Source organism: Frankia sp. RB5 (assembly GCF_059816245.1).
In genome coordinates this window covers 1-13,544 of record NZ_JCBATA010000052.1, presented here as the reverse complement: position 1 = coordinate 13,544, position 13,544 = coordinate 1, and the positions used below count along the sequence as shown (strand labels likewise).

Sequence of the window (13,544 nt, the reverse complement as noted above, 5' to 3'; positions counted from 1 at the left end):
GCCGAGCCGGCGGGCGGCCTGCGAGAATGGAGATGTGGTGGAGGCTTCGAACCTGCGTGAAGTTGTTCTGCTCGGGTCGACCGGCTCGATCGGAACCCAGGCCATAGACGTCATACGCCGCAATCCGCAGCGCTTCCGGGCGGTGGCGCTGATGGGTGGCGGGTCCCGGGTGGACCTGCTTGCTGCCCAGGCGCTCGACCTCGGTGTCGCCGCGGTGGGCGTGGCCGCGGCGTCCGCGGCCCAGGATCTGCAGCTCGCCTTCTTCGCGGAGGCGACGCGGCGGGGGTACCGCAAAGGGGAGTTCGCGGTCCCGAAGATCCTCGCCGGGCCGGACGCGGCGAGCGAGATCGCCGCGTGGCCCTGCGACGTCGTGCTCAACGGCATCACCGGCTCGGTGGGCCTGGCGCCGACGCTCGCGGCGCTGGCCGCGGGGCACACGGTGGCCCTGGCCAACAAGGAGTCGCTGGTCGCCGGGGGTCCCCTCGTCCTCGACGCGCTCGGTGGCGACCCGGACCGGCTCGTCCCGGTGGACTCCGAGCACTCCGCGCTCGCCCAGTGCCTGCGCGGGGGTCGTCAGGAGGAGGTCCGCAAGCTGGTCCTCACGGCCAGCGGCGGTCCGTTCCGGGGCCGCCGGCGCGAGGAGCTCGCCGCGGTCACCCCGCAGCAGGCCCTGGCCCACCCGACGTGGGACATGGGCCCCGTGGTCACGATCAACTCCGCGACGCTGATGAACAAGGGCCTCGAGCTGATCGAGGCGCATCTGTTCTTCGGCGTGCCCTACGACGACATCGAGGTCGTCGTGCATCCCCAGTCCCTGGTGCACTCGATGGTCGAGTTCACCGACGGGTCCACCATCGCCCAGGTCTCCCCGCCGGACATGCGCCTGCCGATCGCGCTGGCGCTGGGCTGGCCGCGGCGGGTGGCCGAGGCGCAGCCGCCGATGGACTGGACCCGGGCCCAGGCGCTGACCTTCGAGCCGCTCGACGGCGTCGCCTTCCCCGCGGTCGAACTCGCCCGTACGGCCGGTCGCCGGGGCGGCACGGCGCCCGCGGTGTTCAATGCGGCCAACGAGGAGGCGGTCGCCGCCTTCCTGGCCGGGCGCCTGCCCTTCGTCCGTATCGTCGATCTGGTGGCCGAGGTCATCGCCGAGCACGAGGTCGTCGATCACCCCACGCTCGACGAGGTGTTCGCCACCGAGCGGGCCGCGCGGGACGCGGCGCAGCGGTTGATCCGGCGCGAGAGCGAACGGGAAACGGTGTGAGTCACGTTCTGCTCGCGGGGCCGCGTGGGCCCCTCCCGGTGGGCCCCCGGCGTCGCGGTGCGGGGTGGAGGCCGGTCTGATGGAGATTCTCGGCATCGTGGCGTTCGCCGCGGCGCTGCTCGTGTCCGTGGTGGCGCACGAGGGCGGGCACTTCGTCACCGCCCGGCACTACGGCATGAAGGCCTCGAAGTTCTTCGTCGGATTCGGCCCGACGATCTGGTCGCGTCAGCGGGGCGAGACCGAGTACGGCGTCAAGCTCATCCCCGCCGGCGGCTTCGTCAAGATCGAGGGAATGACGCCGCTGGAGGAGATCGATCCCGCGGACGAGCCGCGCGCGTTCCACAACGCCCGCGCCCGCGCCCGGCTGGTGGTCATGTCCGCCGGCTCCGTCGTGCACTTCATCATCGCGATCGTGCTGATCTACGGGGTGCTCGTCACCCTGGGCACCACCAGGGTCAGCGAGACGAAGATCGGTGCGACGAGCTGCGTGGCGACGACGGCGTCCTGTTCCGGGCCCGGTCCCGCCGCCGCGGCGGGCCTGCGTCCCGGCGACCGGATCGTGAGCTTCGACGGCGTCGCGGTGTCGACCTGGCAGGACTTCACCCGCCGGGTGCGTGGCCACGGCGCCGGGCCGGCCACGCTCGTGGTCGAGCGGGATGGCCGCGATCTCACCCTGAGGCCCGATCTCGTCGAGGTCCTCCGCGACCGCGAGACCGGCCAGGCGGGCAACGACCGGGTCGGCGCGCTCGGTGTCAAGCCGGGCCTCGACACCGAGCGGTACGGCCCGCTCGAGGCGGTGCCACGCACGTTCGACGTCATCGGTTCCGGTTTCACCGGGATGTACGACACACTGACCCACCGAATCGACGACCTCGGCAAGATCTTCAGCAAAGACCGTGATCCCGAGGGCTTCATCAGCGTCGTGGGAGCCGCCCGGATCGGCGGGGACGTCGTCTCGGCGCCGGACACCTCCGGGACCGACCGCGTCCGCCAGTTCCTCATCCTGGTCGCGGCGATCAACCTCGCGGTCGGCATCTTCAACCTGCTGCCGCTGCTACCGCTCGACGGTGGCCACATCGCGGTGCTGGGCTTCGAGCAGGCCCGGCACGGTCTGCGCAGGCTGCGCGGTTACCGTGGACCGGTCAAAAAGGTTGACTTCGCCAAACTATTACCAGCCACGTACGCCACGGTTGTCGTACTGCTCGGATTCAGCCTGCTCCTCCTGTCCGCCGACATCGTCAACCCGATCCGCCTGAACCAGTGACCCCGCACGGGCACCCGCGTCCGTGCGCCCCACTGCCCTGCGTCCCGCAGCCGACAGGCCGAATCAGTCGCACGTCGATCATCTTTTCCGATTCGCCAGTGAGGACAACGTGACCGTTACTCTGGGCATGCCAACCGCTCCGGCCCGACCGCTCGGAACGCGGCGCAAGAGCCGGCAGATCCACGTGGGCAACGTCCCGGTCGGGGGCGACGCTCCGGTCTCCGTTCAGTCGATGTGCACGACGTTGACCTCGGACGTCAACGCGACGCTGCAGCAGATCGCCCAGCTGACCGCGTCGGGATGCCAGATCGTCCGGGTCGCCGTGCCGAGCCAGGACGACGCCGACGCGCTCGCGGCGATCGCCCGCAAGTCCCCCATTCCCGTGATCGCGGACATCCACTTCCAGCCGAAGTACGTCTTCGCCGCGATCGACGCCGGCTGCGCCGCGGTCCGCGTCAACCCCGGCAACATCAAGGCGTTCGATGACAAGGTCGGCGAGATCGCCCGCGCCGCGAAGGGCGCCGGCATCCCGATCCGGATCGGCGTCAACGCCGGTTCGCTCGACAAGCGCCTGCTCGCCAAGTACGGCAAGGCCACCCCCGAGGCGCTCACCGAGTCGGCGCTGTGGGAGTGCTCGCTGTTCGAGGAGCACGACTTCCGCGACATCAAGATCTCGGTGAAGCACCACGACCCGGTCGTCATGATCCAGGCCTACCGCCTGCTCGCCCAGTCGTGCGACTATCCGCTGCACCTCGGGGTGACCGAGGCGGGCCCGGCGTTCCAGGGCACGGTGAAGTCCTCGGTGGCATTCGGCGCGCTGCTCGCCGAGGGCATCGGCGACACCATCCGGGTCTCGCTGTCCGCGCCGCCGGTCGAGGAGGTCAAGGTCGGCGCCGCCATCCTGGAGTCCCTGGGACTGCGGGAGCGTAAGCTCGAAATCGTGTCCTGCCCGTCCTGCGGGCGGGCGCAGGTCGATGTCTACACCCTCGCCAACCAGGTCAGCGCCGGTCTCGAAGGCATGGAGGTCCCGTTGCGGGTCGCCGTGATGGGATGCGTCGTCAACGGGCCGGGCGAGGCTCGGGAGGCCGACCTCGGTGTCGCGTCCGGTAACGGCAAGGGGCAGATCTTCGTCCGCGGCGAAGTGATCAAGACCGTGCCGGAGGCGCAGATCGTGGAGACCCTCATCGAGGAGGCCATGCGGCTGGCCGAGCAGATGACGGCGGAGGGCGCCGCCTCCGGCGAGCCCACCGTCAGCGTCAGCTAGTCGGTTCGACCGGATGGGCCTGCCGCTGCGCTCCGCGCCGACGAGACTGCTCGACGATCGGGACCTTCCCGCGGTGCGCGAGCTGCTGGCCCGCAATCCGGTCGCCGACGTCTTCGTCGCCTCGCGGGTCGAGGCCGCCGGCCTCGACCCGTGGCGGCTCGGCGCGGAGATGTGGGGCCACCTGGTCGACGGCCGGCTGGCCGCGCTGTGCTACTCCGGTGCCAATCTCTGGCCCGTGGCGGCGGGACCCGCCTCGGCACGGCTGTTTGCCGAGCGGGCCCGCCGGCAGGGGCGGCGCTGTTCCTCCATCGTCGGTGTCTCCTCGTCGGTCATGGCGATGTGGCGGCAGCTGGAGCCCACCTGGGGTCGGGCCCGTGAGGTCCGCGCCGACCAGCCGCTGCTCGTGATCGACGGTCCGCCGCTGGTCGCCCCCGATCCGCAGGTCCGGCCGGTCCGCCCCGACGAGCTGGACATCCTGCTCCCGGCCTGTATCGCGATGTTCACCGAGGAGATCGGCGTCTCGCCGGTGCTGGCCGACGGTGGCACGCTCTACCGGGCCCGCGTCGCCGAGTTCATCGGCCAGCGGCGTTCGTTCGCCCACATCGCCGACGGCCGAGTGCTGTTCAAGGCGGAGATCGGGGCCGTCGCCGGCGACGTCTGCCAGATCCAGGGCGTGTGGGTCGACCCCGCCCTGCGCGGGCGCGGCCTTGGCGCGGCCGGCACGGCCAGCGTCGTCGCACTCGCCCGGGCGTCGCTCGCGCCCCAGGTGAGCCTGTACGTCAACGACTTCAACCACGCCGCCCGCCGGGTCTACGAGCGGGTCGGCTTCCGCCGCGTCGGCACCTTCGCCTCGATCCTCTTCTAGGATCCCGCGCTCCGCCGGCCCACCCACGCTGACCCACTGACGCTGACGGTCTCGCCGATCCTCTCTCGCGTCGGCTTCGACCAGAGAGCGGAGTCCGGGGCGGACTTCCCGTGGGTGGGAAGGGGAGTGCAGGGAACAGCGGCACCGTGTCGCGAACACGGCGTGTCGTGTCCGGTTTGTCCATAGTGTCGTGACACGGACCGCCGCCAAGTGGTCACAACGCTGCCAGAGCCGGCCGGTGCGGCCGCCGGGGCGCCGAGGCTGTGCTCCGCGGGACGCGGGTCGTTGACGGCCCAGGGCGGGGGAGAACGGCGCTCGCCGTTGGGCCTCGGCCGGCTGGTCGCCGGGCCGGGCCCGCCGCCCGGGATGGCCTGTCCCGGTCTTCTTCTGGTCCGCGGGTGGTGCCCCGCTCCGCCGCTGATGTCCTGTTTATCTGCTGTGGGTGATTTGCCCTGGTCAATTGTTGCTGATCTATGTCACAACGATGTCGTCACATGGCCAGGATCAGGGCCATCTGGCATGCTTACCATCCCGATGGCTTCGATCGACTTGCGTGGCGTGGGCCGGACAGCCCGCGTGAACTGGGGGTTCTTCATGAAACCGAGCAGGCTGTGGCGCGCGCTGACGCCACTGATCACCGCGGGGGCGCTTGCGCTGGCGGTGGTGGGCTGCTCGAGCTCGGGCAGTGACGAGACCTCCTCGGCGTCCGCGACGCCCGGCCAGGCCAGTGGCACGCTGCGGCTCGGCTACTTCCCGAACCTGACCCACGCCCCGGCGCTCTACGGCGTGGAGAAGGGCATCTTCGCCAAGAACCTCGGCTCCGGCGTCACGCTGAAGACCTCGACGTTCAACTCTGGCACTCAGGAGGCCGAGGCCATCCTGTCCGGGGCCCTCGACGCCGCCTACATCGGCCCGAACCCGGCGGCGAACAGCTTCATCAAGTCGCACGGTGAGGCGATCCGGATCGTCTCCGGCGCCACCTCCGGCGGCGCGTCGCTGGTCGTGCGCCCGGACATCACCTCGGTGGCGCAGCTCAAGGGCAAGACCCTCGCCACGCCCGGCCTCGCGAACACCCAGGACGTGGCGCTGCGCTACTTCCTGAAGAAGAACGACCTGAGCACCGACACCCAGGGCGGCGGCGACGTCTCGATCAAGCCGCAGGACAACTCCCTGACAGTCGACGCGTTCACGAACAAGGCCATCGACGGCGCCTGGGTGCCCGAGCCGACCGCGTCCCGCCTGGTCGCCGCGGGCGGCAAGGTGCTGGTCAACGAGGCCGACCAGTGGCCCGAGACCAAGGGCCAGTTCGTCACGACGGTGCTGCTCGTGCGGACCGACTATCTCAAGAAGAACCCCGAGATCGTCCGGCGGCTCGTCGCGGCGAACGTCGAGTCGATCAACGGCCTCAACGCCGACCGCGACGCGTCGGCGAAGGTCACGAACACCGCGCTCGGCAAGCTCGCCGGCAAGCCGCTGTCCGACGCGGTGCTGACCTCGGCCTGGAAGTCGCTGACGTTCACCCCGGACCCGATCGCCGCCTCGCTGCTGCTGTCCGCGAAGCACCAGCAGGAGCTCGGCCTGATCAAGGACCCGAAGCTGGACGGGATCTTCGACCTGACGATCCTCAACGACATCCTGTCCAAGCAGGGCAAGCCGACCGTCTCCGACTCCTGATCCGACCGGCGTCCCGGGCCCACCTGCCCGGGACGCCACCCGCACGACGGGGGGGATGATTCCGTGACCACTGCCCTGACCGGCTCAGCTGTCGATACCGGCGCGGCCGCCCAGGCCGACACGGCGCTGCGCATCGACGGCGTCAGCCGCGTCTTCGGTGCCGGTCCCGCGCGCGTCCAGGCGCTCGACGACGTGTCCCTCGAGGTTCGCGCCGGTGAGTTCGTCTGTCTGCTCGGGGCGTCCGGCTGCGGCAAGTCCACTCTGCTCGGGCTCGTCGCGGGGCTCGACGCCCCCAGCGCCGGGACGGTCGACACCACCGGTCGCCGGGTGGGGATGATGTTCCAGGACTCGGCGCTGCTGCCGTGGCTGACCGCGGGCGGCAACGTCGAGGTGCCGCTGAAGCTGCGCGGGATCCGCAAGGCGGAGCGCCGGGAGCGGACCGAGCGGCTGCTCTCCATGGTCCGCCTCGCCGGGATGGCCGACCGGCGCCCGCACGAGCTCTCCGGCGGCATGCGCCAGCGGGTCAGCCTCGCCCGGGCGTTCGCCCAGGAGGCGGACATCCTGTGCATGGACGAGCCGTTCGGCGCGCTCGACGCGATGACCCGCGACCTGCTGCACGACGAGCTCGAGCGGATCTGGCGGGAGACCGGTGTCACGGTCCTGTTCGTCACCCACGACGTGCGCGAGGCGGTCCGCCTCGGGGACCGGATCGTCCTGCTGTCCTCCCGGCCCGGCCGGGTCGCGGAGATCTTCGACGTCGACATCGACCGGCCACGGCGGATCGACTCCGCCCATGTCGCCGAGCTCGCCACGACGGTGACGGCCCGGCTGCGCGAGGAGGTGGGCCGCCATGGCCACTGAGATCGATGTGCCCACCCGGGCGCACGAGCGGCCGGACCTCGCCAAGGCCCGGCCGGGTGACGCGCCCGAGGTCGACGCGACCCTCGCCGGCCTCGACGCGCTCGACATCCCCACCGCGCGGCGGGCGCCGCTGCTCGCGAGGTCCTGGGCGGCGACGTGGCCCAAGCTGGGCGCGCTGGTGCTGTTCCTGCTGCTGTGGCAGGTGGTCGTCTGGACGGGTTGGAAGCCGACCTACGTGCTGCCCGGTCCCGTTACCGCGTTGCGGGAGTTCGGCAGCCGGCTCGGTACCGGTCACTTCTGGGAGGCGCTCGCCAGGACCCTGGTCCGCGCGGTCGAGGGGTACGCCCTCGCCGTCCTGATCGGCGGAGTGGTCGGTGTCGCGGTCGCCCGCTTCACCCTGCTGCGCACGGCCGTGGGCTCGTTCATCACCGCCCTGCAGACAATGCCCTCGATCGTCTGGTTCCCGCTCGCGATCCTGCTGTTCAAGCTGAGCGAGTCGGCGATCATGTTCGTGGTGATCCTCGGTGCGGCGCCCTCGGTCGCCAACGGGGTGATCTACGGCGTCGACTACGTGCCGCCGCTGCTGGTGCGGGTCGGGCGCAGCATGGGGGCCCGCGGGTTCTCCCTGTACCGCCACGTGGTGGCGCCGGCCGCGCTGCCCTCGGTGCTCGCTGGGCTCAAACAGGGCTGGGCGTTCGCCTGGCGCAGCCTGATGGCCGGTGAGCTGCTGGTGATCGTGCCCGGCCACCCGTCGATCGGCGCGGACCTGCAGAACTCCCGCGAGCTGATCGACACGGTCGGCGTGATGGCATCGATGATCACGATCTTCGTGGTCGGGGTGATCGTCGACGCGGCCTTCAATGCCGCCGACGCCCGGATGCGCCAGCGTCGCGGCCTCGTCGCCGAGGGCAACTCCGCGGTCCGGGCGGCCCGCGGTCGGCGAAAGCCACCGAACGACGGGGCGGGGGCCAACGAGCGGGCGAACGCGATCACCGCGATCGACGCCGCTGTGATCGGAACAGCGCCCGACGCGTCCTCCGGCGGCCACGCGGGCTAGGGGCGAACTCCGAGGCCTGGCACACCCGGCAGGCCGCCGGGCGCGGCGGCGCCCGACCCGGCGGGCGGCCTGACAACCTGTCCGGGGCGTTGCCCGGGGTGGGGCGGCACAATGGGCGCATGCAGATCTCCGCTCGCGCCGACTACGCGCTGCGCGCACTCCTCACGTTGGCGGCGAGCGACGGCCAGCTCGTCAAGGGCGAGTCGCTCGCCCTGGCGCAGGATCTGCCGTTGCGTTTCCTCGAGAACATCCTCACCGACCTGCGCCGGGCGGGACTCGTCCAGAGCCGCCGCGGTGCCGACGGTGGCTACCAGTTGGGCCGTCCCGCCGATCAGATCACCGTGGCCACCGTGATCAGGGTGACCGACGGTCCGCTCGCCAGCGTGCGCGGGCGCCGGCCGGAGGAGGCCAACTACGAGGGGGCGGCCAAGAACCTGCAGGACGTCTGGATCGCCGTGCGGGTCAACCTGCGCCGCGTGCTCGAGAACGTGACCTTGGCCGACGTCGCCGGTGGCCGGCTCCCGGACGTCGTCACGACGCTGAGCAACGACCCGGACGCCTGGACCACCCGGTGATCTGATCCCGCGGCGCGCCGTACCCGTCCGAGCCGGACCTGCCCGGGCCGTACCGTCCCGGATCGAGGTTGGCGGTCGCGGTGGTCAGACCGCGCCGGGAAGGGCCCGGGTCGCCGTGGCCGGCGGGAGGCCGGCAGACAGTCGGGCCCGCTGGGCGCGGATCGCCGCGCCGCCCAGCGCGTCGACGGCCAGCCGGCGGGATCTGGCCGACAGGACGGCGGTCGCGTCGTGCGCCGCGGCCGCGCAGGCGTCCTCGACCTGAGCGAGCACCCGCAGCGCCGCCGCGACGCTCACCGGCGCCGCGGGCAGCCGGTAGGCCGGCAGCGCGGCCGGCGGCCGCGCCCCCTCGGCCTGCAGGGCGGAGACGAGCGCGTCGCGCAGCTCGCGGTGGGCGAGCCAGGCGGAGCGGGCGAGTTCCCGGGCCGCCGCGGCCGGCGGCCCCAGCGGTGCGAGGGCGCCGCCAGCGGTGGCGGTGGCGTAGATCGCGGCGTGGCACGCCTCGAGCATCGCGCCGAGCGCCCCGACGGCGGCCTCCTGGTCCAGTCGCGGGGCGGGCTGCCCGTCGGCCTCGGCCGCGGCGAGCACCCGGGCCGTCCGGGACGCGTCCCCGCTCATCGGGCCGCCCCGGCGGGGTCGCCGGCCTGGGCGAGGTAGGCGCCGAGCAGCTCCACCCGGGCGTCACTGGCGGCGTACAGGCTGGCGAGCAGCGGGGCGAGCGCGCCGGTGACCCGCAGGCTGTCGGCGTGCGCGGCGGCCGCCGCGCCGCGTTCCGCGCCGTGCAGGTCGGTGAGGGTCGCCCGCTGTGCCGCCGGCGCGTCGTCGACGTCGGTTGAGGTCATACCGATACTAGGGGTGACGGCTGTGACACCTGGGGTGACGCCTGTGCCCTGCGTGGTGCCGGACCCGCTCGGGGTGCTCGAGGCGGTGCCGGCCGGGGCCGGCGCCGCGACCGGAACCTGGGCGACGATCGTCGACACGGCGACCTCGTGATGGGCCCGCAGGGAGTCCAGCAGCGTGCGCAGCGAGGGATGCTGGGCTGCGGCGGCACGGTAGGCGGCGGCCAGCGCGCCCGAGCGGGCGGCGGCGGTGCGCGCGGCGGCGACGTCCCCGGGGGGCAGGCCGCCGTCGGGGCCGGTGGCGGTGGACTCCGTCGTGGAGCAGCCGGCGACGAGGGCCCCGGCGAGGCCGGCGAGGGCCAGGCCGCCAAGCCCGGTCAGGATCTGCCGCCGAGTGGCGGGTGCGTGCGGTGCCGGGTCCACGGTCCCGAGCTTCGCACACCGGGCCCGGGTGGCCCGACCGCCGTCCGCCCCCGCCCGGGTGATCCCGCCCGCGCACCGGGAGGGAACGGAAGGATCGGGCGTCGCGCGCGGGGGCGGGCGACGTCGGGTGGGATCGGCGGTGCACGTAGGCTATGGATCTCACCCGCCGGCCGGCTGCCATCCCACGGCCCGGCGGGGGTATGCGTTGGTTGGCGTGGTGGTCGCCGCGGTGTGCGAGAGCATGCCGTGGGTCGTCGTCGTCCGAGGGTGCCGGATCCGGGTGGACTTTGGTCCTGGTCGGGGTATCGCCCTGATGGCCGGGGTGGTGCGCTCCGGTCGCCCCGGTCGTCATCATCCCCGCGCGGCGGCGCGGGCGGTCGCCGCCGGACTCGCCCCACGGCGGGCGGTCGGTGCGCGTCTGTCCCCGCGCGGCGGTGTAGTAGGTCCGTCGGCGGGGGCGCCCGCGCGCCGGCGGGACGCCGAAGGTCGGTGGACCGGGAGCGCGGGCGGAGCGTTGGGTGGTCGGTCGGGCGGGCCGGCGGGATTGATCGGAACAGCATGCACGCGGGAGAGGACACAGCAGTGGCAGGGGCGGGGGAGTCCGGCCGGGGTCGCGACGGCGGCGACGCCCGCGGTCGTGGGCGTGATCGCGGGCGCGGGGACGCCGGTGGCGGCCGCGGTCGCGCGGATGTCGGTCGGGCCGATGTCGGTCGGGCCGACGGAGGTCGCGGCGACGAGGGCGGCCGGGCGGCGGCCGGTCGGCGGGCGGAGCCGGTCGCACCTCGGTTGCGGGAGCGGCTGTCGTCCGTTCTCGAGCCCGCCGGCTTCGATCTCGAGGATGTCGCCGTGACCCGGGCGGGCTCGCGCAGCCTGGTCCGGGTGGCCGTGGACCGCGACGGCGGCATCGACCTGGACGCGGTGGCGGAGGCCAGCCGGCTCGTGTCGGAGGCCCTCGACGCGGCGGAGGCCGCGGGGGAGGCGTTCACCGCGGGCCCGTACGTGCTGGAGGTCACCTCCCCGGGAGTCGACCGACCCCTGACGGCTCCCCGGCACTGGCAGCGTGCCGTCGGCCGGCTGGTGACCGTGCGGGGTGCCGACGGCGCCGAACTGTCCGGCCGCGTGCTCTCCGCCGACGAGTCGGGCGCCGACCTCGCCGTGCCCACCGGGCCGGTCCAGCGTGGCCGTCCGCCGCGGCGCAAGGTGACGCGCGTGCACTTCGAGAGGGTCGCACGAGCGACGGTCGAGGTCGAGTTCTCGGCCTCGGAGTATGATGATCTTTCTGGCGACCTGTCGACCCGCCCCGTGGGCGACGCGGCGGGCTCGCCGGACGTCCCGGATACCCCGGGCATTCCGGACTCGCCGCGGCTGCCGGGTGCCCCGGCGTCCGACGACTCCCCGGCGCAGTCGGGGCCGGAAGGTGACAACGAGGGCCGTCAGGTCGACGCCCAGGGCGCGGCCGGTGAGGAGATGACCCGGTGAAGCTCGACGTGGCCGCGCTGCGCGGGATCGAGCGGGAGAAGGACATCGCCTTCGACACCCTCGTACAGGCGATGGAGACGGCCCTGCTCACGGCCTATCACCACACCGCCGGGTCGGCGCCCGACGCCCGGGTGGTCATCGACCGCACCACGGGGGAGGTGTCCGTCCTCGCCCGTGAGGAAGGTCCCGACGGGACCAGTCGGGAGTACGACGACACACCGGCGGACTTCGGCCGGATCGCGACGATGACCGCCAAGCAGGTCATCATGCAGCGGCTGCGGGAGGCCGCGCAGGAGGTCACTTACGGGCAGTACGCGGACCGCGAGCACGAGGTCGTCTCGGGCGTGGTGCAGCACCACGAGCAGCGGGCGGGATCCCGGGTCGTGCTGGTCGACCTGGGCACCGTCGAGGGCGTCCTGCCGCTGGCCGAGCAGGTGCCGGGTGAGCGGCTCGAGCACGGCGATCGGATCAAGTGCTATGTGGTGCATGTCGCCCGGGGCCCGCACGGCCCCACCGTGACGCTGTCGCGGACCCATCCGGAGCTGGTCAAGGGCCTGTTCCGGCTGGAGGTGCCCGAGGTCGCCGACGGCACCGTCGAGCTCGCGGCGATCGCGCGGGAGGCGGGTCATCGCAGCAAGATCGCTGTGCGGTCGAAGGTGGCGGGCGTCAATCCCAAGGGCGCCTGCATCGGCCCGATGGGCAGCCGGGTGCGGGCCGTCATGGCCGAGCTGCGGGGTGAGAAGATCGATATCGTGGACTGGTCCGCCGACCCGGCGACCTTCGTCGGCAGCGCACTGTCGCCCGCCCGGGTGGCCCGGGTCGAGGTCACCGACCTCGCGAGCCGTTCCGCGCGCGTTGTGGTGCCCGACTACCAGCTCTCGCTCGCCATCGGTCGGGAGGGGCAGAACGCCCGGCTGGCCGCCCGGTTGACCGGCTGGCGCATCGACATCCACTCCGACGCGGAGGACCGGGACGGCGCGGCGGGCGGTGGGCAGGCCGAGCCCGCGCCGGGCGGTGCCCCGCGCCGCTCCGGTCCGCCGGCGGTGCCGCGTCGATCTTCCGCTGCCGGTGGTCCCTCTCGGGGGCGGGCGGGATAGACTTTATGATGGCGTGTCGTGCGGAGCCCATCCGTACCTGTATCGGATGTCGAAGCCGTGCGCCGAGTTCCGACCTTCTGCGTATCGTCGTGGACGGCGGTGAGCTCCTGCCGGACGCTCGTCGTCGTATGCGTGGTCGGGGTGCGCATGTGCATCCTGATCTTGCCTGTCTCGATCTCGCGGAGCGCCGCAAGGCGTTTCCCCGGGCACTGCGAGTGCCGGGTCCGCTTGGTTCGAGGCAGGTCAGGCAGTACCTGGAGCGGTCCTGTGCCGAGCCGACCGGGTCCCCGTCGCGGGATCTGGTCGGCGGAGCGGCTCCAGGCGGAAGAGAAATCAGGTAAAGAGGTAGTGGGTCAGGTCCGCGGCAGCGGAGCGCCCGGACAGACGGGACGGATGCCGGCCATCGCCGGTGGACGGACCGGCAGGCGGCGCCAGATGACGTCGACAGGGAAGCGGGTCGAGACAGCGATGATCGCTCAATGAGCACCCAGCCATGATCACGACCGGCAGGTAACGAGGTCACGCGGGCACGGACCGCGGGCCGAACGAAGGAGCACCGTGGCAGGAAAGGCCCGCGTACACGAGCTCGCCAAGGAGCTTGGTGTCGACAGCAAGACCGTGCTCGCCAAGCTGAAGGACCTCGGCGAGTTCGTGAAGTCCGCTTCGTCCACCGTCGAGGCCCCCGTCGTCCGCAAGCTGAAGGAAGCGTTCCCCGGCGAGGGTGGCCCGGCCACCGGCGGTCGTCCGGGCGGTCGTCCCGCCGGGAACGGTGCGCGCCCGATGCCGCCGCCGCGTCCCGGCCCCGCCCCCCGGCCGGGCCCACGGCCCGTTCCCGGTCGTCCGGGTCCGGCCGGCCGGCCCGCCCCGGCCTCGCCTCCCGCTGCGGCC

The 13,544-nt window shown here is 72.8% G+C and carries 14 protein-coding genes; 12 read left to right on the top strand and 2 right to left on the bottom strand.

Features of this window, described 5'->3' with window-relative positions:
• Positions 1-37 precede the first annotated feature (37 nt).
• From dxr to AC6EXY_RS23810, 8 genes are all read left to right on the top strand, one after another.
• A complete protein-coding gene (dxr, locus tag AC6EXY_RS23845; protein ID WP_101836264.1) occupies positions 38-1,261 on the top strand; it encodes a 1-deoxy-D-xylulose-5-phosphate reductoisomerase in 1,224 nt (407 codons plus the stop codon).
• Between the two features lie 79 nt (positions 1,262-1,340).
• The gene (locus tag AC6EXY_RS23840) at positions 1,341-2,525 is read left to right on the top strand and encodes a M50 family metallopeptidase (protein ID WP_101836276.1); all 1,185 of its coding nucleotides are present in this window, start codon (positions 1,341-1,343) and stop codon (positions 2,523-2,525) included.
• Between the two features lie 109 nt (positions 2,526-2,634).
• Positions 2,635-3,789, top strand: coding sequence for a flavodoxin-dependent (E)-4-hydroxy-3-methylbut-2-enyl-diphosphate synthase (gene ispG, locus AC6EXY_RS23835; RefSeq protein WP_101836265.1), 1,155 nt, complete (start codon positions 2,635-2,637; stop codon positions 3,787-3,789).
• Positions 3,790-3,802: 13 nt separating this feature from the next.
• Entirely contained in the window at positions 3,803-4,654 is an 852-nt protein-coding gene (locus AC6EXY_RS23830; RefSeq protein WP_101836266.1) for a GNAT family N-acetyltransferase, read from the top strand.
• Positions 4,655-5,248: 594 nt separating this feature from the next.
• On the top strand, positions 5,249-6,328 hold the full coding sequence (locus tag AC6EXY_RS23825) for an ABC transporter substrate-binding protein (protein ID WP_101836277.1): 1,080 nt from the start codon (positions 5,249-5,251) through the stop codon (positions 6,326-6,328).
• Between the two features lie 63 nt (positions 6,329-6,391).
• The gene (locus AC6EXY_RS23820) at positions 6,392-7,189 is read left to right on the top strand and encodes an ABC transporter ATP-binding protein (protein WP_243408148.1); all 798 of its coding nucleotides are present in this window, start codon (positions 6,392-6,394) and stop codon (positions 7,187-7,189) included.
• Positions 7,179-8,246 (top strand): ABC transporter permease, encoded by a 1,068-nt coding sequence (locus AC6EXY_RS23815; RefSeq protein WP_101836267.1) that lies wholly within the window; start codon positions 7,179-7,181, stop codon positions 8,244-8,246. The genes AC6EXY_RS23820 and AC6EXY_RS23815 overlap by 11 nt, the downstream gene beginning before the upstream one ends.
• Positions 8,247-8,365: 119 nt before the next feature.
• On the top strand, positions 8,366-8,821 hold the full coding sequence (locus AC6EXY_RS23810; RefSeq protein WP_101836268.1) for an RrF2 family transcriptional regulator: 456 nt from the start codon (positions 8,366-8,368) through the stop codon (positions 8,819-8,821).
• A gap of 84 nt (positions 8,822-8,905) precedes the next feature.
• On the opposite strand, the gene AC6EXY_RS23805 is transcribed toward AC6EXY_RS23810, so the two are convergent.
• Positions 8,906-9,436, bottom strand: coding sequence for a DUF4439 domain-containing protein (locus AC6EXY_RS23805; RefSeq protein WP_101836269.1), 531 nt, complete (start codon positions 9,434-9,436; stop codon positions 8,906-8,908).
• The gene (locus tag AC6EXY_RS23800; protein ID WP_499818171.1) at positions 9,433-10,080 is read right to left on the bottom strand and encodes a hypothetical protein; all 648 of its coding nucleotides are present in this window, start codon (positions 10,078-10,080) and stop codon (positions 9,433-9,435) included. The genes AC6EXY_RS23805 and AC6EXY_RS23800 overlap by 4 nt, the downstream gene beginning before the upstream one ends.
• Positions 10,081-10,662: 582 nt before the next feature.
• Between AC6EXY_RS23800 and rimP the strand changes: the two genes are divergently transcribed.
• From rimP to AC6EXY_RS23780, 4 genes are all read left to right on the top strand, one after another.
• Entirely contained in the window at positions 10,663-11,559 is an 897-nt protein-coding gene (gene rimP, locus AC6EXY_RS23795; RefSeq protein ID WP_279354740.1) for a ribosome maturation factor RimP, read from the top strand.
• Entirely contained in the window at positions 11,556-12,656 is a 1,101-nt protein-coding gene (nusA, locus tag AC6EXY_RS23790; protein ID WP_101836272.1) for a transcription termination factor NusA, read from the top strand. Before rimP ends, nusA begins: the two co-directional genes overlap by 4 nt.
• A 5-nt stretch (positions 12,657-12,661) precedes the next feature.
• The gene (locus AC6EXY_RS23785; RefSeq protein ID WP_499818170.1) at positions 12,662-12,997 is read left to right on the top strand and encodes a YlxR family protein; all 336 of its coding nucleotides are present in this window, start codon (positions 12,662-12,664) and stop codon (positions 12,995-12,997) included.
• 217 nt (positions 12,998-13,214) lie between these two features.
• Positions 13,215-13,544 (top strand): translation initiation factor IF-2 N-terminal domain-containing protein (locus AC6EXY_RS23780; protein ID WP_499842411.1); only part of this gene is annotated, 330 nt, incomplete at its 3' end.

Bases quoted from the DNA above. Each gene is read 5' to 3' on its own strand.
- AC6EXY_RS23840 (WP_101836276.1), top strand. From the start codon at position 1,341: ATGGAGATTCTCGGCATCGTGGCGTTCGCCGCGGCGCTGCTCGTGTCC.
- AC6EXY_RS23830 (WP_101836266.1), top strand. From the start codon at position 3,803: ATGGGCCTGCCGCTGCGCTCCGCGCCGACGAGACTGCTCGACGATCGG.
- AC6EXY_RS23825 (WP_101836277.1), top strand. From the start codon at position 5,249: ATGAAACCGAGCAGGCTGTGGCGCGCGCTGACGCCACTGATCACCGCG.
- AC6EXY_RS23815 (WP_101836267.1), top strand. From the start codon at position 7,179: ATGGCCACTGAGATCGATGTGCCCACCCGGGCGCACGAGCGGCCGGAC.
- AC6EXY_RS23810 (WP_101836268.1), top strand. From the start codon at position 8,366: ATGCAGATCTCCGCTCGCGCCGACTACGCGCTGCGCGCACTCCTCACG.
- AC6EXY_RS23805 (WP_101836269.1), bottom strand. From the start codon at position 9,436: ATGAGCGGGGACGCGTCCCGGACGGCCCGGGTGCTCGCCGCGGCCGAG.
- AC6EXY_RS23785 (WP_499818170.1), top strand. From the start codon at position 12,662: ATGATGGCGTGTCGTGCGGAGCCCATCCGTACCTGTATCGGATGTCGA.